At 72.3% G+C, this 21161-nt stretch carries 17 protein-coding genes; 6 read left to right on the forward strand and 11 right to left on the reverse strand.

Features of this window, described 5'->3' with window-relative positions:
- Nucleotides 1-5 precede the first annotated feature (5 nt).
- Nucleotides 6-989, forward strand: coding sequence for an asparaginase (locus WMF20_RS19545; RefSeq protein ID WP_437615751.1), 984 nt, complete (start codon nt 6-8; stop codon nt 987-989).
- On the opposite strand, the gene WMF20_RS19550 is transcribed toward WMF20_RS19545, so the two are convergent.
- The 6 genes from WMF20_RS19550 to WMF20_RS19575 form a co-directional block, all read right to left on the reverse strand.
- On the reverse strand, nt 957-2558 hold the full coding sequence (locus WMF20_RS19550) for an amidohydrolase family protein (RefSeq protein ID WP_437615753.1): 1602 nt from the start codon (nt 2556-2558) through the stop codon (nt 957-959). The genes WMF20_RS19545 and WMF20_RS19550 overlap by 33 nt on opposite strands.
- A 277-nt stretch (nt 2559-2835) precedes the next feature.
- Entirely contained in the window at nt 2836-3291 is a 456-nt protein-coding gene (locus WMF20_RS19555) for a nucleoside deaminase (protein WP_437615755.1), read from the reverse strand.
- On the reverse strand, nt 3288-4337 hold the full coding sequence (locus WMF20_RS19560; protein WP_437615757.1) for an ABC transporter substrate-binding protein: 1050 nt from the start codon (nt 4335-4337) through the stop codon (nt 3288-3290). The genes WMF20_RS19555 and WMF20_RS19560 overlap by 4 nt, the downstream gene beginning before the upstream one ends.
- Nucleotides 4334-5188, reverse strand: coding sequence for an ABC transporter ATP-binding protein (locus tag WMF20_RS19565; protein WP_437615759.1), 855 nt, complete (start codon nt 5186-5188; stop codon nt 4334-4336). The genes WMF20_RS19560 and WMF20_RS19565 overlap by 4 nt, the downstream gene beginning before the upstream one ends.
- On the reverse strand, nt 5185-6057 hold the full coding sequence (locus WMF20_RS19570; protein ID WP_437615761.1) for an ABC transporter permease: 873 nt from the start codon (nt 6055-6057) through the stop codon (nt 5185-5187). The genes WMF20_RS19565 and WMF20_RS19570 overlap by 4 nt, the downstream gene beginning before the upstream one ends.
- 353 nt (nt 6058-6410) lie before the next feature.
- Entirely contained in the window at nt 6411-7409 is a 999-nt protein-coding gene (locus WMF20_RS19575) for a PAS domain-containing protein (RefSeq protein WP_129575834.1), read from the reverse strand.
- A 483-nt stretch (nt 7410-7892) separates the two neighbouring features.
- On the opposite strand from WMF20_RS19575, the gene WMF20_RS19580 reads away from it, so the two are divergent.
- From WMF20_RS19580 to WMF20_RS19590, 3 genes are all read left to right on the forward strand, one after another.
- Nucleotides 7893-8813: an SMP-30/gluconolactonase/LRE family protein gene (locus tag WMF20_RS19580; RefSeq protein ID WP_437615764.1), complete on the forward strand. Its 921-nt coding sequence runs from the start codon at nt 7893-7895 to the stop codon at nt 8811-8813.
- Nucleotides 8814-8927: 114 nt separating this feature from the next.
- Entirely contained in the window at nt 8928-9938 is a 1011-nt protein-coding gene (locus WMF20_RS19585) for a helix-turn-helix transcriptional regulator (protein ID WP_437615766.1), read from the forward strand.
- A gap of 72 nt (nt 9939-10010) precedes the next feature.
- Nucleotides 10011-11978 (forward strand): serine hydrolase domain-containing protein, encoded by a 1968-nt coding sequence (locus tag WMF20_RS19590; protein WP_437615768.1) that lies wholly within the window; start codon nt 10011-10013, stop codon nt 11976-11978.
- Between the two features lie 61 nt (nt 11979-12039).
- Here the strand turns inward: WMF20_RS19590 and WMF20_RS19595 are convergent, their stop codons facing one another.
- Complete coding sequence (locus WMF20_RS19595; RefSeq protein ID WP_437615770.1) at nt 12040-13170, reverse strand: pirin family protein; 1131 nt, start codon at nt 13168-13170, stop codon at nt 12040-12042.
- 146 nt (nt 13171-13316) lie between these two features.
- Here WMF20_RS19595 and WMF20_RS19600 point away from each other — a divergent pair, with 146 nt between their 5' ends.
- On the forward strand, nt 13317-14534 hold the full coding sequence (locus WMF20_RS19600; protein WP_437615772.1) for an MFS transporter: 1218 nt from the start codon (nt 13317-13319) through the stop codon (nt 14532-14534).
- Nucleotides 14535-14604: 70 nt separating this feature from the next.
- Here WMF20_RS19600 and WMF20_RS19605 read toward each other — a convergent pair whose 3' ends face one another.
- Nucleotides 14605-14958 carry a hypothetical protein gene (locus WMF20_RS19605; protein ID WP_129575839.1) on the reverse strand — a complete coding sequence of 118 codons (354 nt, stop codon included), beginning with the start codon at nt 14956-14958 and terminating at the stop codon, nt 14605-14607.
- A 157-nt stretch (nt 14959-15115) separates the two neighbouring features.
- Here WMF20_RS19605 and WMF20_RS19610 point away from each other — a divergent pair, with 157 nt between their 5' ends.
- Nucleotides 15116-16942 (forward strand): sigma 54-interacting transcriptional regulator, encoded by a 1827-nt coding sequence (locus tag WMF20_RS19610; protein WP_437615774.1) that lies wholly within the window; start codon nt 15116-15118, stop codon nt 16940-16942.
- A 69-nt stretch (nt 16943-17011) separates the two neighbouring features.
- On the opposite strand, the gene WMF20_RS19615 is transcribed toward WMF20_RS19610, so the two are convergent.
- The 3 genes from WMF20_RS19615 to WMF20_RS19625 all read right to left on the reverse strand — a co-directional run bounded on the left by WMF20_RS19615 (nt 17012) and on the right by WMF20_RS19625 (nt 21159).
- On the reverse strand, nt 17012-17389 hold the full coding sequence (locus WMF20_RS19615) for a hypothetical protein (RefSeq protein WP_437615776.1): 378 nt from the start codon (nt 17387-17389) through the stop codon (nt 17012-17014).
- A gap of 507 nt (nt 17390-17896) precedes the next feature.
- Nucleotides 17897-18910 (reverse strand): hypothetical protein, encoded by a 1014-nt coding sequence (locus WMF20_RS19620; RefSeq protein WP_437615778.1) that lies wholly within the window; start codon nt 18908-18910, stop codon nt 17897-17899.
- Nucleotides 18911-19008: 98 nt separating this feature from the next.
- Nucleotides 19009-21159, reverse strand: a complete 2151-nt coding sequence (locus WMF20_RS19625) for a glucosyltransferase-I (RefSeq protein ID WP_437615780.1) — start codon at nt 21157-21159, stop codon at nt 19009-19011.
- Nucleotides 21160-21161 lie beyond the last annotated feature (2 nt).

A 21161-nucleotide genomic window follows, 5' to 3' on the forward strand; every position in this document is an offset into this window, starting at 1 on the left:
ACCCCATGCCTCGTGTCCACCTCGTCACCACCGGCGGCACCATCGCGAGCCGCGTCGATCCGCAGACGGGCGCCGCCGTGCCCGCCGTCCGCGCGGAGGAGCTCGTCGCCGGCGCGCCGGCGCTCGGGCGCGTCGCCGAGATCGCGGTCACCGAGCTCTGCCTCGAGAGCAGCTGGAACCTCGGCCCGGACAGGATCGCGGAGGTCGCGCGCGCCGCGCGCGCCCTCCAGGCCGATCCCGAGGTGACCGGCGTCGTCGTCACCCACGGCACGGACACGCTGGAGGAGACCGCGTTCGGGCTGGATCTGCTGCTCGACGGCGACACCCCGGTGGTGCTCACCGGCGCGATGCGCGACGCGAGCACGGCGGGCGCCGACGGCCCGCGCAACCTCGTCTCGGCCGCGCGGGTCGCGGTCGCGCCCGCGGCGCGGGGGCTCGGGGTGCTCGTCGCGATGAACGACGAGATCCACGCCGCCCGGTCGGTGATGAAGACCCATACGACCGCGCTCGGCACCTTCGCCTCGCCGGGCGCGGGGCCGCTCGGCTCGGTCGACGGCGAGGGCGTCCGCGTCTTCGCGCGCCCCGCGAGGACGCCGCGGCTCCCGCTCGCCTCGCCCGAGCCGCGGGTCTACCTCGTCAAGATGGCGTCGGGGATGGACGACCTCCTCCTGCGCGCGCTCCTCGACGCCCGGGCGCGCGGCGTCGTCATCGAGGGCTCGGGCGCGGGCAACGTCTGCGGGAGCTGGGAAGGGGCGATCGCGGCGCTGGTGCAGGCCGGCATCCCGGTGGTGCTGAGCTCGCGCTGCCCCGGCGGCCGGGTCACGCCGACGTACGGCGCGCCCGGCGGCGGGCGGCGGCTGCAGGGCCTCGGGGTGATCGCCGCGGGCGCGCTCTCGGGGCCCAAGGCGCGGCTCGCGCTGATGTTCGCGCTGGGGGCGGGCCTCGACGCGGCGGGGCTACGCGCTTATTTCGACCGGTTTGCCGGGTGAGCCCTCGCCCCGCGCGGCCGGCTGCGGGCCGCGCCGCTCGTCGCCCCGCGCGGCCGCCCTCTGCTTGAGCTTCTCCTCGACCCGCGTGCCCTTGAAGAAGCTCGCGTTGGCCTCGGTGTAGAGCTTGTACGGGTTCTCGAAGACGTACGCCTTGAAGTCCTCGGCGCTGATGACGCCCTCTTCCACGAGGCTCCAGCTCTCGGCGAGCGCCTCGGTGAGGTCGGGGACGTCCCAGTGGCCGACGTCCGAGGAGTAGATGGCGTTGATCTTCGCGCCGAGCGGGTTCGCCTTGTCGTTGAACGCGGCCGCGATGGTGCGATCGTCCGACTCGGACCCGAAGAAGAAGTTGTTCACCCAGCGATCGCGGATGTCCTCGATCTTCTCGATGCCCGCGGCCGCGAAGTCGTTGCGGTGCTCAGGCGGAGGCTGGCGCGCGTCGCTCGTGTACCCGACCCCGAGCGTGTCGGCGATCAGCTGCTCGCCCTCGATGGAGCGCCCCTTCACGAGATCCGCGCCGTAGCGCCGGAACAGCTCGGTGAGGAGCGCGCGGTCGGTCGCCGCCGGATCGTAGTGCTTCAGGCCCTCGGGGCCGCGCTTCTGGAACCGATCGACGAGGTGGATGTAGACCCGCGCGCCCCAGTCCGCGCCGCCCTCGAGCATGCCGATGCGCAGCCCCGGGAAGCGGCGGGTGACGCCGCCGAAGAACAGCGCCTTGGCGAACGCCTCCGAGCCGTCGGCGAAGTGGCCGATGTGGTTGTTCATGTAGTTGCTGATCGACGAGCGCCCGGTCCAGCCCTGGCTGCCATAGTGGGTGAGCACGGGCACGCCGAGCTCGACCACCTTCGCCCAGAAAGGATCGTAGTCGTACTCGCTGTCGATGCCGTAGAAGTCGATGTAGGTCGCGTACTTCGCGATCTCCGGGTGCTGGTCCGGCGGGTACTTCTCCGCGATCGCCTTGATCGGGCGGCGGACGCCGCCGGAGATGTTGATCGCCTTGAGGCCGAGCTTCTTGACGGCGAACTCGAGCTCTTCGATCCCCTCCTCGGGCGTGTTCAGCGGGATGCCGGCCACCGGGGTGAGGCGGTCGCTGTACTTGCGAAACAGATCAGCGTGGTAGTGGTTGATCGCGCGCGTCAGCGCCTGCCGCGCGCCCCGGTCCTTCACGGCGAGCGGCGCGAGGGTGTTGTTCGGGAACAGCACCGAGTAGTCGGAGCCCTGCTCCTCGAGCCGCTCGGCGAGCAGCGACGGGAGGTGGTACGTGGCCACGTCCAGCGTGTTGCGCGTCACCCGCGCCCACCACGGGGACCGGACCGTGCGGTGATGCTGCCGCTCCTCGGGCGTCTGGGTGTACCAGTCCTTGCCACTGCTGTTCTCGGCGTTGCGGCGGCGGGAGCTCAGCGCCTTGCGCAGATCGTCGACGAGCTTGGCGCCGCCGTACGTGGCGACGAAATCCTCGAGCGCCGGCGAGTAATCGTTGGTGTGGATGTCCGTGTCGATGACGGGGTAATCGAGCTTTTCCTTGACCGCCACGGAGGGCGAGGCCTTGAGACGAGCGATACGGTCGGTCATGAAGACTCCCGAGAAGGAAAGGGGCGCGCCGAGGCCGCCGGTGAAGGGTCGATGGCCGTGCTGGCGCGCCGCTCGCTGCAACGCGCGTGCCCCGAGGCCGGCGTCGCGCGTTTGCCCTTATCGACCGTGGATCTCGGCGCCCCGCCGGCGCGCTCGCCCCGCGCGCTGCTCGGATCCGAGCAGCGGTTCAGCGCGTCTGCTTCCTCAGCAGCAGTCGTTCGTCAGCGGCGGTCTTCCTGTGCCCGGGCGCCGGCGGCGAGCCCGTCCGTCCCGCGCGCTACGCTCCGCCGAACAGCGCGAGGCACTCCGCGTCGCGGACGCCGCCCACGAGGTCGACGGGAGCGCCGGAGTGCTCGTTCATCCACCGGGCCGGGACGGCCAGCTCGCGCTGCGCGCCGCCGGTCGCCGCCGTGACCTCCGCCATCGTGCAGCCGAAGACGACGCGGCTGATCCGGGCGAGCCAGGCCGCGGTGAAGCACATCGGGCACGGCTCCACGGTCGTGTAGAGGGTGTATCCCTGCAAGTCGGGCCCGACGGCCGCGCAGGCGCGGCGAACGGCGCCCACCTCGGCGTGGTACGTGAGGTCGCGCTGGCCGTTCACCTCGTCGGTCGCCTCGGCCACGATCGTGCCGTCCGGGGCGACCACCAGCGCGCCGAACGGCGGCTCGCCGGCGCGCTGCGCGCCGCGCGCGAGCTCCAGCGCCCGCCCCATGAGCTCCTCGTCGCGGGTCATCGGACGAACCTCGGGTCGAGCAGCGCCTCGGGCGCCGGCGCCTTCTTGACGAGCTTCGACTGGACCGTGAAGTCGACCACCGACTTCACCGAGGCGTAGGCGGGGCCGGCCTTGTCCGCCGCGCCGAAGAGCTGCTTGTTGTCGGCCAGGTCGTAGATCTTGTCGCCGCTCAGCATGCCCTTCACGTCCTCGGGCGAGGCGTTCAAGTACTTTCCGATGATGGGGTGGGCCTTGTCCGGCTCGCTGCGCAGCGCCTTGACGCCCTGATCGATGGCGCCGAGCAGGCGGGTGTAGGCGTCGCCCCCGGCGGCGAGCTTCGACCGCTGCACGGCCACCGAGTTCGTGATCGTGTCGGGCATGCTGGCGCTCGTGAAGATCACGTGGCCTCCGTTCTTGGTGGCCTTGGTGATCCACGGCTCCCAGGTGACCGCGGCGTCGACCTTCCCGGCGACGAACGCGGCGCCCGCGTCGTCGGCGCTCATGCTCGTGATCTTCACGTCGCCGGGGCTGACACCGCTCTTCTCGAGGCCGAAGAGGAACAGCATGTGGTTGACCTCGCCGAGCGTGAGGGCGACCGTCTTGCCCTTGAGATCGGCCATGGTCGCGATGCCCTCCTTCGCCACCACGGCGTCCGCGCCGTTCGAGCTGTCGACCAGGGCGATGGCCACCACGTCCGACTCGCTGTTGCCGTGCAAGACCGCCAGGTTCTGCAGGGTGGTGAGGCCGACGTCGAGCTGGCCCGCGGCCAGCGCCGCGAGCGTGTCCCCGGGGTTCGAGAACGGCTTGAGCTCCACGGTCAGCCCGGCCTTCTTGAACAGCTCGAGCTCGTTCGCGAGGAAGACGCCCGAGTAGCCGATCCACAGGTCGTGACCGACGGTGAGCTTCACGGGCGCCGCGGCCGGCGGCGCGGCGGCCCCGGCGCGCGCGCTGGGCCCGGCGGCGGCGCCCGGGTCGCTCGGCGCCGCGTCCTTGTTCGAGCAGCCCACGGACAGGACGAGGCAGGCGAGCGCTGCCCCGAGCTCTTGCAAGACGGTCCTTCGTTTCATGGTCCCCCTTCTCCCGCGTCCGATTGCGTGTTGGTGAGCCCGAAGAGCAGGCGATCGCGCTGCGTCTCGAACCGATCGCGCCCGCGCAAGAGCGCCATGATCTCGCGCTTCTGGTGCAGGAACGCCTCGTCGAGCTTGAGCCCCGACGAGCGCGCGGCCCGCGCGAAGGTCACGTCGAGGGTGGCGAGCACGCGGCCCGGCCGCTCCGAGAAGACGACGACCCGATCGGACAGGAGCAGGGCCTCGTCCACGTCGTGCGTGACGAACAGCGTGGTGATGCGGTGGTGCTGGATGAGGTGGAGCACGAGCTCCTGCATCTGCTCGCGCGTCTGGGCGTCGAGCGCGCCGAACGGCTCGTCCATCAGCAGCACCTCGGGCTTGCCGACGAGCGCCCGCGCGAGGGCGGCGCGCTGCTGCATGCCGCCGCTCAGCTCCGCGGGGTAGCTGTCGCGGAAGTCCCAGAGCCCGACGAGGCGCAGCAGGCTCTCGACCCGCGCCGCCTCCCGGCGGGGATCGCCCCCGGCCGCGCGGCCGCGGTGGTGCGCGAGCGTCAGCGGAAAGCGGACGTTCTCGCGGACGCTGAGCCAGGGGAACAGCGTCTGCTGCTGGAACATGAGGCCGATCTCGGCGCCGGGGCCGAGGACGCGCTCGCCGTCGAGCGCGACGGCGCCGGAGGTCGCCGGCTCGAGGCCGGCGACGATGTGCAGGAGCGTCGATTTGCCGCACCCGGAGGGGCCCACCAGGCTGATGAACTCGCCCTCGCGGACGGCCATGTCGAGCGGGGCGAGGGCGTCCGTCGCGCCGCGACGGCCGGAGTACGTCTTGCTGACGCCGCGCAGCGACAGCTTCACGCCCCGGCTCCTCTCGTCCAGCGGAAGAGGCGGCGAGAGGCCGCGCGGAACACCCAGTCGAGCCCGAGGCCGAGGAGCCCCAGCACCAGGAGGTAAGCGTAGATGCTCGGCGTCTGGATGAAGCGATAGAAGCGCAGGATGCGGAAGCCGAGGCCCTCGGTCGCCGCCACGAGCTCCGCGACGACGACGTAGCTCCACGCCCAGCCGTTGCACATGCGCAGCGCGCTCCAGATCCCGGGGAGGGCGGCCGGGGTGAGGACGCGCCAGACGATCTCGCGCCGGTTCGCGCCGAGGCTCTGGCTGACGTGGAGCAGGTGCGCGGGGACCCGCCGCACCTCGTCCGCGGTCATGAGGAGCAGCTGAAAGAAGGTCCCCAGGAAAACGAGGAGGACCTTCGCGCCCTCGCCGATGCCCGCCGCGATCATGACGAGCGGGATCAGCGCCGGGACCGGGACGTAGCGGAGAAATTCGGTGGGCGGCTCGAGCAGCGCGGCGATCGACCGGAACGCGCCGGCGAGCACGCCGAGGGGGACCGCGAGGAGCGCGGCGGCGGCGAACCCGGCCGTGACGCGCAGGAAGCTGTGCTGGACGTCGACCCAGAACTCCCTGGCGGCGAGCGCGTCGGCCGTGGCGCGCCCGATGCTCGCGAGGGTGGGGACGATGGCGGCGCTCGCCCCGTCGCGCTCCGGGAGCCAGGCGTAGAGCGCGATCATCGAGAGGAAGCTCGCCGCCGCGAGCGCGAGGCGAGCCCGGCCGGGGAGCGCGCGCCCGAGCGCGAGCCAGCGGGGCGGCGCCTGTCCGCACTGGCGCGACGGCGCGCGCAGCTTCGGGTCGACAAGCATCCTCGTGAAGGCCTCCGTGCCCCCCATCGTGACGTTCTTTCGAGGCAGAGCGAGCCCAGACAGGAGGCGATTCGGCCCCGAAGACGAGCTCTGGTCCCGCGCCTGAACTCCAGGCGATCAACCGACCTTCCAAACGACCTTCGTAAGGACGATCCTGAAGCGATGTCACCAGCCCCGCGGCAGACCGTCAAGTGAGATCTGGCGCTCGGGGCGCGCCGCCGGCCGCGCGGCCGCGCGGCGATGGATGCTGCAGCGACGCGGGCGCGCGCCCCGGGTCGCGCACGCTGGGTGGAGGTGCGAGGAGAGGGGTTGAGCCTCACGGCAGGCCGCCGGCCAAGGGGCGGCCGTGAGCGGGTGAGGGGCGCGGCGCGCCTCGCCGCCTACCGGAGCACCATCGGGTCGACGCGGGCGAGCGCCTTGCGCCGGGCCATCGCGTAGCGCACGCCGGCCCGGAGGTCCCTCAGGAGGACGAGCTCGTCGAGCGACTCGCCGGTGTTCACGAGCGAGCCGGCGGTGCGCGCGGACATGCCCACGAGGACGCACTGCGCGCCGAGCAGGTACACGGCCTGCACCGCGCGCAAGATGTGATTCGCGACGTCGCCGTCGATGAGCGGGACGCCGGTGAGATCGAGGATCACGAACTCGGCGTCATGGTGCTCCACGCCCTGCAGCATCGCTGTCATGAGCTTTCGGCAGCGCGCCCGGTCGAGGTGCCCGACGAGCGGCAGGACGAGGACGCCCTCGTCGATCGGCAGGACCGGCGTCGAGAGGGCGGCTATCGTCTCGAGCAGCCGCGACTGGCTGGCGAGGAGGTCGGACTCGATCTGCCGCAGCGCCTCCTCCGTCCGCTTTCGTGCGGTCATGTCGACCACGACCCCCACCATCCCGATCACGCGCCCGCTGTCGTCGCGGAAGGGGACGTTGTTCTCCAGCGTCCAGCCGTCGCTCCCGTCCTCGAGCTTCCACCGGAGCTCCACGTTCAGCCGCGGCACGCCGTCCGACATGATGATCTCGTCGTTCTCGCGGTAGCTCTGCGCGACCTCCGGGACGAAGATCTCCTCGTCGCGCCTCCCGACGATCTTGTCGGCCGAGAGGCGATAGTGCTCGGCGTAGGCCTTGTTCACGGCGAGGTAGCGGTGGTCCCGATCCTTGAAGAACACCATCGCCGGGATCGCGTCGAGCAGCGCGGCGTGGCCGGAGGCGTCCACCGAGAAGAACCTGGCCAGGAGCCCGTGCTGCTGCTCGGCAGGCCGCTGCTCGTGCGACCGCCGCGCCTCGGCCAGCTCCCCCTCCAGCTCTGCGACGCGCTTCCTCAGCGCGGCTACCTGCTCGTCCAGCGGCGTGTCGTTCGGCGTGTCGTTGTCGGGCTCGGACCGCATTCAGTGTACCACGTGCTGGCCGCCACATTTAGCGCATGATTGTCTGGAGCGCAACACTGGTCGAGCGAGGTCCCAGTGTCGCTCTCGTCGCGTCTGGGCGTCTGGCGTCGTCGCGTTGTGGCGTCGTCCTGGCGGACAGGCGTGCTCTATCGATCTCGACCAAGACGTTCGTCGACCGCGTGGAGATCCGGCCCTCGCGCGGCGCGATGTTCGAGCTGTACTCGGAGCGCGCCCATGGGACCTGAGCCGGGGGTGATTACCGTGCTTGTCTCACGGAGCTCGGGAGCGCTGCTCAGACAAGGAGATGAGGCGCCAAGGCGCCGAGGAGAGGACTCTTCATCTCGCGAGGCCGGGCAGCTCGGCGCCGCCGTGAGCGTTTCGGGCGCGCCAATGAGCGCCGCGGGCGCGCGCCGCGCGGCGATCGGGAGCACGGTAGGCGCACACCCGGCGCGTCGCCGGCCGTGTTCAACCGAGAGAGCCCTCATGACAACGCACCCGAAGCGCCTCGCCCCGGTCCTCTTTGCCCTGTCCGCCGTCGTCCTCCAGGCGTGCGCCGAAGACGCGGAGCCGGCCGCGCCGGAGCGCCGCCGCGTCGGCGGCTTCACCACGCCCGAGTCCGTGCTTCACGACGAGGAGCGCGACGTGTACCTGGTCTCGAACATCGTCGGCTCGCCCGTCGACAAGGACGATCGAGGCTTCATCTCGCGCGTCTCTCCGGACGGCGAGGTCCTCGACCCGACGTGGATCGACGGCGCCTCGGAGGGCGTCACCCTGAGCGCCCCCAAGGGCATGGCCATCGCGGGCGGAAAGCTCTACGTGGCCGACATCGATGCGGTCCGCGTCTTCGACGCGGGCGACGGCGCGCCGATCCAGGACATCGAGGTGCCCGGCGCCGGCCTGCTCAACGACATCGCGGTCATGCCCGACGGCGCGATCGTGGTGTCCGACACCGGCGTGACGCTCGAGGGCGGCGCCATCACCGGCGTCGGCACGGACGCGCTCGTCGTGATCACGCCGGACGGGCAGGTGTCGCGGATCGTCGCCGACCCCGCGCTGCCGCACCCGAACGGCGTCGCGTGCGCGGACGGCGAAATCTGGGTCGCCTACCTCGGCGCGGCGCGGGTCGACGTGTACGACGCCTCGGGCGAGAGGCGGCGCGAGCTCGCGCTGCCGGCGGGCTCGCTGGACGGCCTCGTGCGCCTCGACGACGGCCGGGTCCTCGTGTCGAGCTGGGACGCGAGCGCCATCTTCGCGATCGACCCGGCCGGGGGCGCGGCGCCGCGCGTCTCCACCCTCGCCGAGGGGCTCCCGAGCCCGGCCGACCTCGGCTGGGACCGATCGAGGAACCGCCTGCTGGTCCCGCTCTTCAACGATGACGAGGTCGTCCTGCTCGACCTCCGATGATCCGGCGGAAGAGCGCTTCGGCCCGCGTACCATCGCGGCTACGCTCTGCCGCCCCGGCCGGGGCGGCGGGCGTCCCGCGGCGAGCGAGCCACGGTCCAGGAATCAGGAGCGACGATGACGACCCAGCTCACCCGACTGCTCGAGCCCTCCGATCACGCCCAGGCCTGGAGCGCGCTCCGGGAGGCCCTGGCCCGGCTGGAGCGCGCGTCCGCGGCGGGCGGCGCGAACGGCGCCGGCCTGGCCCGGTGGATCGGCGTCTTCTCCCGCACGCGCGAGCGGGTCTCGATCCAGCGGCTCTCCCGGCCGCTCATCGTGCTCATCCTCGACGGCACGAAGCGGATCTTCCTCGACGGCCCGGACGGCAACGCGCGCCTCGTCGCCCGGGAAGGGCAGATCCTGCTCGTGCCGCAGGGCATCCCCCTCGAGCTCGTGAACGAGCCCGACCCGGAGCGCGGCGTCTACCGCGCGTTCACCGTCGAGCTCCTCGGCGAGGTCGACGCGCGGCTCCAGCGCCGCTACCCCACGCTCTGCGTCCAGCGGGGGCTCGGCGGCTTCGAGGCGGATCGGCCGCACCTCTTGCGCTCCGCGCTGCCGTCGATCCAGGCGATGATCCACCTCGTGAGCACGCTCCTCCTGCCCGGCGCGCACGCGCTGCTCCTCGAGCACCGGCTGGAGGACCTCGTCCTGACCCTGCTCTTGCAGCACCGGGAGCAGCTCGAGGCGGGGCGCGCCGCCGCGTCGACGCTGGCGCTCGATCCGACGCTCGCGGTCCGGACGCTGGTGCGCCGCGATCCGGCGCGCCCCTGGGCGGCCCAGGACGTGGCGCGCGCGCTCGGGGTGAGCAACGCGACGCTGCGCCGCCGGCTCGGCGCGAAGGGGGTCTCGTTCCGGGCCCTGCTGTGGAAGGAGCGCCTCGAGCTCGCCAAGACGCTCCTGCGCTCGGGGCGCCACGGCGTGCTGGAGGTCGCGACGGCCTGCGGCTACGACTCGGCGTCGCGCTTCGCCGAGCAGTTCCGGCGCTCCGAGGGCGTCAGCCCGTCGGAGTACCGCGCGCAGCACCGGGCCGGCGCGAACGATTGCTTGAGCGAGCCGCCCGAGCCGCCGCCCGCCGCCCGCGCCGGGTAACGGGCGCCCCCCGTCGCGCCCGCGGCGAGCGATGACCCCGGCCACCCGGTCCTGGTAGCCTCGCGCCTCGCCATGCGCCGCGCCGCCCTCCTGTCGCTGCTCCTCACGCTGACCCGCTGCGCCGCGGGCGAGCGGCCCGTCGCGCCCGCGGCCCCGGCGCCGCGGCCGACTCCCCGCGCGGCGGCGCCGGCCGCGCCCGCGCCGCCTGCGCCGACCGACGCGCCGATCCTCGTCGCGGAGGAGCCGCCCGCGTGGGTCGACGACCCCGGGCGCCGGGCGAAGCTCCTCGCGATCGTGCCGCAGATCGAGGCCCACCTCGGCGCCGAGCTCGATCGGCAAAAGCTCCCGGGGTTCACCCTCGGTATCGTCGTCGACGGTGAGCTCGCGGTCTCCCGGGGCTTCGGCGCGATCGATCCGGCGACCGGGGCGGCGCCGGACGCCGATACCGTCTACCGCGTCGGCTCGATCACGAAGACGTTCACCGCGGCCGCGATCCTGAAGCTCCGGGACGAGGGCAAGCTCTCGCTGGACGACCCCGCGTCGCGCTACCTGCCGGAGCTCGCGGAGGTCGTCTATCCGACCGCCGACTCGCCGCGGATCACGCTGCGGCACCTGCTCACCCATGCTTCGGGGCTGCCGCGGCTCGGCCGGTTCGATTACTCGGATTCGACGCGCGAGGTCACCGCGGCAGAGGTCCGCGCCGCGGTGCCCGGCACGGCCCTGGAGTACGTCCCCGGGACGAAGGAGGTCTATTCGAATTTCGGGTTTTCCCTCCTCGGGCTCGTCGTCGAGCGCGTCTCCGGGCGCCGCTACCGCGATTACGTGAGCGAGACGATTCTCGCGCCGCTCGGCATGACGTCCTCGGTCTGGGACGAGGGCGCCGTCCCCCCGGGGCGCCTCGCGACAGGGCACGTGAAGAAGCACGGCAAGCTGAAGCCGGAGCCCCACTGGCGGTTCGGCGCGTCGGAGGCGGCCGGCGGGCTCTACGCGTCGGTGCGCGACATGGCACGTTACGCCGCCTTCCAGCTCTCGGCCTATCCGGCGCGCAGCGGCGCGGAGGCGGGCCCCCTCCGGCGGAGCTCGGTCCGCGAGGCCCACACCGCGGCGCGGCCCGCGCACCTCTCGGTCGAGGCGGCGAGCCCCGGGGGCCGCTACGCGGTCGACGCGAGGGCGAGCGCGATCGGGCTCGCCTGGCGCGCGCTCGAGAGCTGCGAGGACGAAGAGGTCGTCCTGCACAGCGGGGCGGTCGACGGATACTCCGCCTGGGTGGAGCTCTATCCGCGCGCCGGCGTGGGGCTCGTGCTGCTCTCGAGCCTCGTCGACACGGACCGGGAGGCGCTGCTCGGCGAGGTGCGCGCGGCGCTCCGGCGCGCCGGCGTCACCGCGCCGCGGAAGGAGCGCCCGAGCCCTCGCCTGGAGTCGGCCTTCCAGGCGTCCGTCGCCCTGTACGACCGCTTCGAGCGGGCGCGCTACGAAGAGCTCTTCACGAAGGGCTTCGTCGAGCACGTCTCGCCGGTCGCCTTCGAGGAGATCGTCGAGCGGCTGCGGAAGGACCACGGCGCCTGCAAGCCCGGCGCGCTGATCTCCTCCAAGGGGGCGCGCGAGGCGCGGTTCGCGATGGCCTGCGAGCGGGGGCGCATGGCGGCCAAGCTCACCCTCGACGCCGAGACATCGAAGATCAGCGCCCTTCGTTTCAGCGCCGTCGCGCCGCCCACCGAGGCGATGAAGCGCAGCGCGGAGCAGGTCGTCGCGCTCGCCTCCGGGCAGAACAAGGCTCCCTTCCAGCAGGTGTTCTCGCACGCCGTCGACGAGGGCGCCGTCCAGCGAGAGCTCTCCGAGCTGCGCGCGGGGCACGGGCGGTGCAAGCTCGGCGGATCGATCGAGTCCGACGGGGAGCACGAGCACTCGTTTCGCCTCGTGTGCGAGCGCGGCGGGAACATGGTGATGAAGCTCAAGCTCGATCCCGGCGCGCCCGGCCGCGTCCGCGAGGTCGAGCTCGAGGCGGCGCCGCAGGCGGGCAGGTGCCCGGAGCGCCCGTGAGGCGCGGCGTCAGCGGGCGCGTCGCCCCGCGCCGGCGCCTCCGCTCGCGGCCGGGCGACGGTCACCCGGCCTTGTCGACGCGTCCGTCGGGGTACCGCGCGAACCGGCCTTCCGCGCGCCCGTGGACCGGATCGTCGCTCGGCCACGGCCACCCGCCGAAGCCGGTCCGCCGGTAGTCGAGGAAGGCCTGCTGGACCTCGGCCATCGAGGTCATCACGAAGGGGCCGTGCTGCGCGACGGGCTCGCCGATGGGCCGGCCCTGGAGCAGCAGGATCTCGGCCTCGTCGGGGCCGTTCTCGAGGAGCGCGGCGGCGCCGTCGCGGAGCGTGATCCGCTGGCCCCCGGGGACGCGGCGGGCGCCGACGCCGAGCTCGGCGCCGCGGAAGAAGTAGAGGGCGCGGTTCGTCCCCGGCGAGGCGGCCGGCAGCGCGAACCGCGCGCCCGGCGCCATCTTGAGCGTCCAGATCGCGACGTCGGCGTCCGCGCGGGCCGCCCACGACCTCGGCGGCGGGGCCGGCGGGCGGAGCTCGCCGAAGCGGCCGGCGACCACGGTGATCTCGGTCGCCCTGCCCGCGGCGTCGCGCACGAGCTGCTTCGGGATCGTGTCGCCCCACATCATCACGAAATGCGGATCGGCGAGCTTGTCGGCGCGCGGGAGGTTGAGCCAGATCTGGAAGAGCTCGAGCGGGTTGGGCCCGCCCTCCTCGACGAGCGGGAACATCTCCGCGTGGACGATGCCGCTCCCCGCCGTGAGCCACTGGACGTCGCCGCGGCCGTAGCGCGCGGCCGCGCCGAGCGAGTCCGAATGATCGACGAGCCCGCGGCGCACGACCGTCACGGTCTCGAAGCCGCGGTGCGGGTGCTGCGGGAAGCCGGGGACCACCGCGCCGTGGTACATGCGCCAGCCGTCCTTGCCCGCGAAATCGCGGCCGATGGCGCGGCCCGCGAGCGAGGCGGCCGGCCCCATCCGCTCGTTGCCGGCCGGGTACGCGTCGTCGTGGTGGACGCAGAACAGGAAGGGGTCGAGCGTCTCCCAGGGGGTTCCGAGCGGCGCGACGCCGCGGACCACGTCCTCCGCGGCGAGCGCGGCTTCATCGATGCGGCTGGGCGAGGGCTCGGTGCGGGCGCACGCGGCCGCGACGGGCGCGGCGGCGAGGGCGCCGAGGGCAGTGCGGCGATCCATGGCAGCCATCGTAAGGTGCCCCCCCGGAAGCGACAACGGTGCGCGCGCGCAACGCGGCGTTGCGTGGCCAGCAACCATCGAGCCGCCCGCGCGCAACGTGCTCGGTCCGTATTCTCCTCGTCCGAGCACCTCGCCGAGGGTTACAGTCGATCCTCGTGTCCACACCTCGCTCCGAGCGGAGCATCATCTTCCTCGTCGCTGCGGTCCAGTTCATCAACATCCTCGACTTCGTGATGGTGATGCCGCTCGGGCCGGACTTCGCGGTCGCCCTCGGCATCCCGATGTCCGACATCGGCCTCATCGGCGGCAGCTACACGGCGTCGGCCGCGCTGTCGGGCCTCGCCGGCGCGTTCTTCCTCGACCGGTTCGACCGGCGCAGCGTGCTCGCGGTGGCGATGCTCGGCCTCGTCATCGGCACCGCGGCCGGCGGCTTCGCGACCGGGCTGCCGAGCCTCATGGCGGCGCGCGTGCTCGCCGGGGCGTTCGGCGGGCCCGCGACCTCGGTCGCGTTCTCCATCGTCGCGGACGTCATCCCGCCCGAGCGGCGCGGCAAGGCGATGGGCGTCGTGATGGGCTCGTTCTCGGTCGCCTCGGTGCTCGGCATCCCGGCCGGGCTGGAGCTCGCCCGGCGCGGCGGCTTCCCGCTGCCGTTCTTCGCCGTCGCGGCGCTCGGGCTGCTCGTCGCCGGGCTCGCGGTCTTCCTGCTGCCCTCGATGCGCGATCACCTCGCCGGCGAGCAGCCGTCGGGCGGCGCCCTGAGCGAGCTCCGCACCCTCCTTAACCGGCCGATCGTGATGCTCTCGTACGCGACGACGGCGACCGTGACCATGGCGTCGTTCCTCGTGATCCCCAACATCTCCGCGTACGTGCAGTACAACCTCGGGTACCCGCGCGAGCGGCTCGGGCTGCTCTACTTCGTGGGGGGCCTGGTCAGCTTCTTCGCGATGCGCGCCGTGGGGCCGCTCGTCGACCGCTTCGGCGCGTTCCAGACGGGCTCGGTGGGGGCGGCGGTGCTCGTGGGCGTCCTCTACGCCGGGTTCCTCTCGTACGTGCCGGGGCTGCCCGTGCTCGCCATCTTCATCGCCTTCATGCTCGGCATGACGTTCCGCAACGTCTCGCACAACACGCTGACGTCCAAGGTGCCGCGCCCGGCCGAGCGCGCGCGCTTCACCTCGATGCAGTCGGCCGTGCAGCACATGGCGTCCGCGATCGCGGCGTTCTGGTCGGCGAGGATGCTCCACGAGCTGCCCGACCGGCGCCTCGACGGCATGCCCGCCGTCGCCGCGCTCTCGATCGCCTTCACGCTCGCGCTCCCGCTCCTGTTCCTCGGGATCGAGCGGCGCGTCACCCTCGCTGCCGCCCAGCGCACGTAGCCGTGCCGCCGCGCGGCCGGCCGCCGCGCGCCCGGCGGCGCCGCGAGAGCGGCGGCTCGGGGCGCGGGCGTCAGCGGGCAGGGCTCGTCTGCGAGATGCGATAAGCGCCGACGGTCGCGGCGAGGGACGAGAGGATGAGGAGCGCGAGCGCCAGCGCGACGTTGTTGAGCGACTCGCCGAGGCCGACGATCCAGAGCCAGCGCGCGTCGGGCGGCACCGCGCCCATGAGGGTGAGCGATTTGATGGTGCCGCTGACGAACCCGAGGCCGCCGGACACGAGCGTGAGAATACCGAGGCTGATCTGGAGCGGCACGAACCGCCGCTCGGGCGAGACGGCATAACGGACGGACGCGGCGAGGAGCAGGAGACCGAAGACCAACGTCGGATACATCCCCCAGCCGCCCATGTGGAACGCTTCAACCATGACGAGCGCCTCCTTGACTAGCGCTCTTGACAGGCGCTGGCGCCGAAGGTTCCGGCGCGGGAGGGCGAATCCCTCGGAAACGTCCGGTTCACGCCATCGACGCTCGAGCCGCCGAGAGCGCTGTTGCCGGCGCTGACGAGGGAGGCTCGCGCCTTGCATGCGCGAGCGCTTCGAGTATAGCTTCGGGCTGATGAGCGGCCTCGCGAGCTCGCCGTTGACGACGCAGACCTTCGATCTGCGGCAGTCCCCGGACAGCCGGGGAATCTACTCCTACCTCCTCGTCATCGGCGCTTCCTCGTCGTACCGGCGCGCCCTGCCGGACGACGGCGTGCTCGTCGTGGGGCGCAGCGACGAGGCCGACGTGCGGCTCGACACCGCCGCGGTGTCCCGGCGGCACGCCGAGCTCGTCTTCTCCCGGGGCGAGATCCGGATCACCGATCTCGGCAGCCACAATGGCACGCTCGTCAACGGCGAGCGCATCGAGGGCTCGCGCGCGCTCGGCTCCGGCGACGTCATCACCATGGGCGACACCACGCTGATCCTCCGGCGCGAGGCGCCGCCCCGGGGCAGCGCCCTCATCGAGATGGCCCGGCTGCGCCGGCGCGTCGAGGAGGAGGTCGAGCGCGCCGCCGACTCGGCGCGGCCGTTCGGCCTGGCGGTGGTGTCCCTCGGGTCCGTGCAGATGCGCACGACGCTGGAGCAGCGGGCCCTCTCGGCGCTCCGGCTCGTGGACATCGTCGCCTGGGACGGCGCCTCTCACCTCGCCATCGGGTTCCCCGAGCTCGGCGGCGAGGCGGCGCGCGCCGCGGCGCTCCAGGTGCTCGAGGCGATCGCGCCGCTCTCCCCCGAGGCGCGCGCCGGGCTGGCCTGCTACCCGTTCGACGGCGGCGACACCGAGACGCTCCTCGCGGGCGCGCGGACCGCCGCGTCGATCGCCGCCCCCGGGGCGATCGCCTCCGCCTCGGAGGCCGCCGTCCGGCACGTCATCGGCGGGCGCACCGTCGTGGTGGCCGATTCGGCCATGATCCGCCTGTTCGAGCTGATCCGGCGCCTCGCGGCGAGCGATCTGCCGGTGCTCGTCCTCGGCGAGACGGGGGCGGGCAAGGAGAACGCCGCCGCCGCCGTGCACCACTGGTCGGCGCGGGCCCAGAAGCCGATGATCACGCTCAACTGCGCCGCGCTCCCGGAGACGCTGGTGGAGAGCGAGCTCTTCGGCTACGAGAAGGGCGCGTTCTCCGAGGCGCGGGCGCCCAAGCCCGGCCTGCTGGAGCGGGCGCACGGTGGCACCGTCTTCCTCGACGAGATCGGCGAGCTGCCCCTCGGCGCGCAGGCCAAGCTGCTCCGCGCGCTCGAGGTGAAGCGGATCACGCGCCTCGGCGACGTGCGCGATCGCGAGGTGGACATCCGCATCGTCGCCGCCACGAACCGCGATCTCGAGGAGGAGGTCCGCGCCGGCCGCTTCCGTCAGGACCTGCTCTTCCGCCTGAGCGCCGCCGTCGTCGAGCTGCCCCCGCTCCGGCACCGGCGGCGCGAGCTGCCGATCCTGGCCCGCCTGTTCCTCGCCGAGGCGTGCGCCCGGGCCGGTCGGCCCGCGCTCGAGCTCTCGGAGGCCGCGCTCGCCGCGCTCTTCGCGCACCCGTTCCCCGGCAACGTGCGCGAGCTCAAGAACGCGATGGAGTACGCCGCCGCCACGGCGGACGGCCCGGTGATCGAGCCCTGGGGTCTGCCCGAGCGCATCGCCGGGCTCGAGCTCCCGCCGCGGCTCGCGGCCGACACCGCGCCGCCCGCCGCGGAGCCCGCCCGCTTCAAGCCGATCGCCGAGGAGCTCCGGGAGATCGAGTGCACGCGCATGCGCCAGGCGCTCGACGCCGCGGACGGGGTCCAGAAGCGGGCGGCGGCGCTCCTCGGGATGCCGGTCCGCACCTTCACCTTCAAGCTGAAACAGTACGGCATCCTGCCGCGCGAGGGGAAGCGGAGCCCGTGAGGGAGGCCCCGGGTACGGGGGCTCTCCCTCCGGCGCTGGGACGGCTGGCGCTCGCGCGGGTGGTGCGCGCTACCAGGGATACCGGTCCTCGTCGGAGCCGTCGGCCCACTTGTAGCAGCCGCCGCCGGACGCGCCGAGGCCGCCGTCGCACGAGTCCATGGCGAAGCAATCCTCGACGGTGGGAGCCCAGTCCGCCGGGACCCAGCAGTAGTCGCCGCTGGTGTTCTCCATCCAGTAGCAGCCGGTCCCCTCGAACGAGGCACAGGCTTCCGAGGGGCCGTTGCCCCCGCCGCATCCCGGATCGTGGTCGTCCTCCTGCTCGATGATGACGGGCGCGCGGTCCGAGCCGAGCTCGGAGCCGCCGGCTCGTGGGTCGAAGCAGGCCGGAGCGACCGAGAGGGCGATGAGTCCAACGAAGGCGCGCGAGAAAAGAGAAATTGAGCTCATGAGTTCAGAACCCTCCGTGCAGCCCTGGTGATCGGCTGCCCGCCCGTGCGGGGCGGATCACTGGGCCTCATGTCGTGTAGGTCGGTTGAGCGGAGGCGAGCCCACGCGTCGTGTTCTCGATCAGGCCTGGAGTCGCCTCGTCGCGTGTGAGTCATCGCAACGCATGTGCCACGCTCTCGATCTGGGCTGCGAGGCCACCCCACGCGCGCGTGAACCCGCTGGATCCGTCGGTCAAAACGAGCGGCGGCGTCCGCCAGCCCCGCGCTCGCCCTGCGATCGAGCTCACCCGCGGGCCCGGCATGCGCATGGCAATCTTTGCCGCTCCGGCAACGGCTGCCAGCCCCGGTGCGGCAAGGCTTGCCGCCGCGGGCTGGAGCGCGCGTCATGGACCATGGACCCACCGAGGTCCCGTGCCCACCTCGGCGAGGGCGTACGACGCCGCGCAGGCGGCCGACCCGGCAATCTCCGCGTCGTCGGCATGACGAAGGCCGCGGCGACTCCGCGGGATCAGAACACGACGCGCCCCGACAGCGCCGCAGCGTCGGGCGACGCGGCGGGCCGGAGCTCGATCTTCACACCGCCGCGATCCGGGGTGCGGTAGGCCTCGGACCCGTTCACGAAGAGCAGGACCGTCCCCGTGATCACGGTCGCTCCGCCGACGAGGAGGGCGCCGATCCCCAGCCGGTTCTCGAGGTCGGTGCCGTCGTACGCGTCCGACGCGAACGGCTTGCACGACGGATCGCAGCGGGCCTGGAGGCGACCGTCCGTTGCTCCCTGCTCGGTGGCGGCATGCCGCATCAGCGCGCCGCCCGCGACGCCCAGGGCCGCGCCCGCCCCGAGCGTGGCCCACGGGAGCCACGTGGCCCACCGCGGCCTGCTGACGACGGAATCGGAGCTCAGGGCGATCTGTCCCGAAGCCTCTTTGCCGGCGACGACGAGGATGGGCTTGACGACCGTGAAATAGCCGTTCTTTTTCGCCGTGATGACGTGCTCTCCCGGCATGACCGTCCGGCGCTCGGCGCCGGGGCCGACGAACCAGGGCTGGCCGTCCATCAGCACGACGGCGCCCGGCTCGTCGCAGCGGATCCGGATGGCGGCGAGCTCCCGCTCGGCGAGCGCTCGCATGGCCGCGCGCGCCTCCTGCTCCTTCTCGGCGTCGAGCGAGCCGGGCCCCCAGCGCAGGGCGAGGCGCAGGTTCTCGTGGGCCAGGAGGGGCAGGCCCATGAGCTTCAACACCCGCCCGAGATAGAGCCGGAGCTCGGGCTGCTCCCAGATAGCCAGCGCCTCCTCGTACTTGGCCCGCGCCTCGGCGAGCATCGCGCGCCGGTGCAGCTCGCGCGCCTCTTCGAAGAGCGCCTGCGCCCGCTGCTTTCGCTCCTCGGAGACGCCCTGGTGCCATGGCCCCGGCGGCGCCTCCTCGGCGCGCACCGGCCCAGCGCACAGGGTCACGAGGGCCATCGGCAGGAGGAGCTGCGCTGTCGAGAGCACGAATCGAACGGGTCGCTTGGGGGTCGTCGTCATGACAGCTGACCGCCTCCTTGGGGCGTCCGTGGGACCTGGCCGGCGCCCGGGAGCGCCGTCGGGGGCGGCAGCGGGCGCCTGAGCTCGCGGCGGTGCGACTACTGCGGCAGCACCGTCCGGGTGTGACGATGGATGGCGCCGCCCTCGCCGACGACAAAGGACGATCTGCCGGTGCCCCAGACCGCGAAAAAGATGCGATCTGTCGTGGAATCGAGCTTGAGCCAGGAGGTTCCGTCGTAGTGCAGGAGCTCGCCGAACTCGCCCACGGCAAAGACATCCTGCGGCCCGGTTCCCCACACGCCATTCAGCGTTATCAGCGTGGTCGATCTCATGGTCTGCCAGCCCTGGCCGTCGTGGTGCAGGATCGTGCCTTCAGAACCCACGGCAAAGACATCCCGCGACCCGATCCCCCACACCCCGGTCAACCATGCCTCCGGTGCGGGCGAGGGCATTTTCTGCCAGCCCTGGCCGTCGTAGTGCAGGATCGTGCCCCGATCACCCACGGCAAAGACATCCTTCGGCCCGCGCCCCCACACGCCCTTCAACGATGCCTCCGATGCGGGCGGGTCCATGTCCTTCCAGCCCAGGCCGTCGTAGTGCAGGATCGTGCTCCGATCACCCACGGCAAAGACATCCTGCGGTCCGCTCCCCCAGACCCCGGTCAACGCCCTCGATGTGGGCGAGGGCATGGCGTACCACTTCGGGCCGCCGTCGTAGTGCAGGATCGTGCCTTCAGAGCTCACGGCAAAGACATCCCGCGGCCCGCTCCCCCACACGCCGTTCAACCATGCAGTCGTTGTGGACGAGTCCATTTTCTGCCAGACCTGGCCGTCGTAGCGCAGGATCGTGCCTTTATCACCCACGGCGAAGACATCCCGCGGTCCGCTCCCCCACACGCCGCCGAACCATACCGTCGTGGGCCAGGTCATGTTCTGCCAGTCCTGGCCGTTGTAGTGTAGCGTCGTGCCTCCGTTCCCCACGGCAAAGACGTCCTGCGGTCCGCTCCCCCACACATCATGCAACCGTAGCTGCCGCCAGGACTCCTTCTCGGGGAACGTCGTGGGCAACGTCATGCGCCGCCAGCCCTCGCCGTCGTAGTGCAGCATCGTGCCCTCGACATCCACGACATAGACATTGTCCGGCGCGCTCTCCCACACGCTCGACAACCCCTTCGATGTGGGCGAGGGCATGACCTGCCAGCCCTGACCGTCGTAGCGGAGCATCGCGCCATGATCACCCACGGCGAAGACATCGTGCGGCTCGCTCCCCCACACGCCCGACAACGCTTCCGACGTAGGCGAGGGCATGACCTGCCAGCCCTGACCGTCGTAGCGCAGGATCGTGCCTTCAGACCCCACGGCGAAGACATCGTGCGCCTCGCGCCCCCACACGCCCGACAACGCTTCCGCCGTGGGCGAGGGCATGACCTGCCAGCCCCGACCGTCGTAGCGCAGGATCGTGCCCCGAGCGCCCACGGCGAAGACATCGCTCGCCCCGCTCCCCCACACGTCCGACAACGCCTCCGACGTGGGCGAGGGCATGGCCTGCCAGCCCTGACCGTCGTAGCGCAGGATTGTGCCTTCAGACCCCACGGCGAAGACATCGCGCGGCCCGCTCCCCCACACGCCCGACAACGCTTCCGACGTGGGCGACGGCATGGCCTGCCAGGACTGGCCGTTGTAGTGGACGATCGCGCCGCCGTCACCCACGGCAAACGCCTCCTGCTCCCAGCTCCAACCGGCCCGCAACGCTTGCAATGTCGCGCGCTCCTGCCGACGCCAGTTCCAGCTTCCGCACGGGATGGTGGACAGGTCATCGCAGGAGCTGACGCACCTCGGGCGACCGAAATCGTAGCTCAGCGAGACGCAGGATATCGTGACCGGCAATTCGGTGTCGCAGATCTCATCCGCTGCCAGCTCCCCGTCGCCGCAATGCACGCACTCTCTGCCGCAGCCGTCGCCGTTGTCCCGGTTGCCGTCATCGCAGTCCTCGCCGGCCTCCACGACGCCGTTGCCGCAGGTGTTGACTTTGGTCGACTCGACGCACGCAGGGGCACGCTCCTCGTAGACGACGCAGATGTGGCCGAACGGGCAAACCCCGTCGCCGCACGTGATCCCGCCCCGGAGGCACGCACCCGCGAACCAGATCAACGCCAGCACGAACACGGCCGCAGCCGCATGGCGGATCGCTCCTCCGCCTCGCCACAGGCCCGAGACCGCCGGGCTCGCATCCTCGTCCCGCCTTCGCATTC

Origin of the sequence: Sorangium sp. So ce834 (assembly GCF_051521425.1) — a bacterium.
Taxonomy (GTDB): Bacteria; Myxococcota_A; Polyangia; order Polyangiales; family Polyangiaceae; genus Sorangium; species Sorangium cellulosum_D.

What these genes read in the sequence shown, in the direction of transcription:
- WMF20_RS19555 (WP_437615755.1), bottom strand. Translation starts at nt 3,291, where the DNA reads ATGACCCGCGACGAGGAGCTCATGGGGCGGGCGCTGGAGCTCGCGCGC.
- WMF20_RS19550 (WP_437615753.1), bottom strand. Translation starts at nt 2,558, where the DNA reads ATGACCGACCGTATCGCTCGTCTCAAGGCCTCGCCCTCCGTGGCGGTC.
- WMF20_RS19545 (WP_437615751.1), top strand. Translation starts at nt 6, where the DNA reads ATGCCTCGTGTCCACCTCGTCACCACCGGCGGCACCATCGCGAGCCGC.
- WMF20_RS19615 (WP_437615776.1), bottom strand. Translation starts at nt 17,389, where the DNA reads ATGAGCTCAATTTCTCTTTTCTCGCGCGCCTTCGTTGGACTCATCGCC.
- WMF20_RS19595 (WP_437615770.1), bottom strand. Translation starts at nt 13,170, where the DNA reads ATGGCTGCCATGGATCGCCGCACTGCCCTCGGCGCCCTCGCCGCCGCG.
- WMF20_RS19620 (WP_437615778.1), bottom strand. Translation starts at nt 18,910, where the DNA reads ATGACGACGACCCCCAAGCGACCCGTTCGATTCGTGCTCTCGACAGCG.
- WMF20_RS19590 (WP_437615768.1), top strand. Translation starts at nt 10,011, where the DNA reads ATGCGCCGCGCCGCCCTCCTGTCGCTGCTCCTCACGCTGACCCGCTGC.
- WMF20_RS19610 (WP_437615774.1), top strand. Translation starts at nt 15,116, where the DNA reads ATGCGCGAGCGCTTCGAGTATAGCTTCGGGCTGATGAGCGGCCTCGCG.
- WMF20_RS19570 (WP_437615761.1), bottom strand. Translation starts at nt 6,057, where the DNA reads ATGGGGGGCACGGAGGCCTTCACGAGGATGCTTGTCGACCCGAAGCTG.
- WMF20_RS19625 (WP_437615780.1), bottom strand. Translation starts at nt 21,159, where the DNA reads ATGCGAAGGCGGGACGAGGATGCGAGCCCGGCGGTCTCGGGCCTGTGG.
- WMF20_RS19560 (WP_437615757.1), bottom strand. Translation starts at nt 4,337, where the DNA reads ATGAAACGAAGGACCGTCTTGCAAGAGCTCGGGGCAGCGCTCGCCTGC.
- WMF20_RS19575 (WP_129575834.1), bottom strand. Translation starts at nt 7,409, where the DNA reads ATGCGGTCCGAGCCCGACAACGACACGCCGAACGACACGCCGCTGGAC.
- WMF20_RS19580 (WP_437615764.1), top strand. Translation starts at nt 7,893, where the DNA reads ATGACAACGCACCCGAAGCGCCTCGCCCCGGTCCTCTTTGCCCTGTCC.
- WMF20_RS19605 (WP_129575839.1), bottom strand. Translation starts at nt 14,958, where the DNA reads ATGGTTGAAGCGTTCCACATGGGCGGCTGGGGGATGTATCCGACGTTG.
- WMF20_RS19585 (WP_437615766.1), top strand. Translation starts at nt 8,928, where the DNA reads ATGACGACCCAGCTCACCCGACTGCTCGAGCCCTCCGATCACGCCCAG.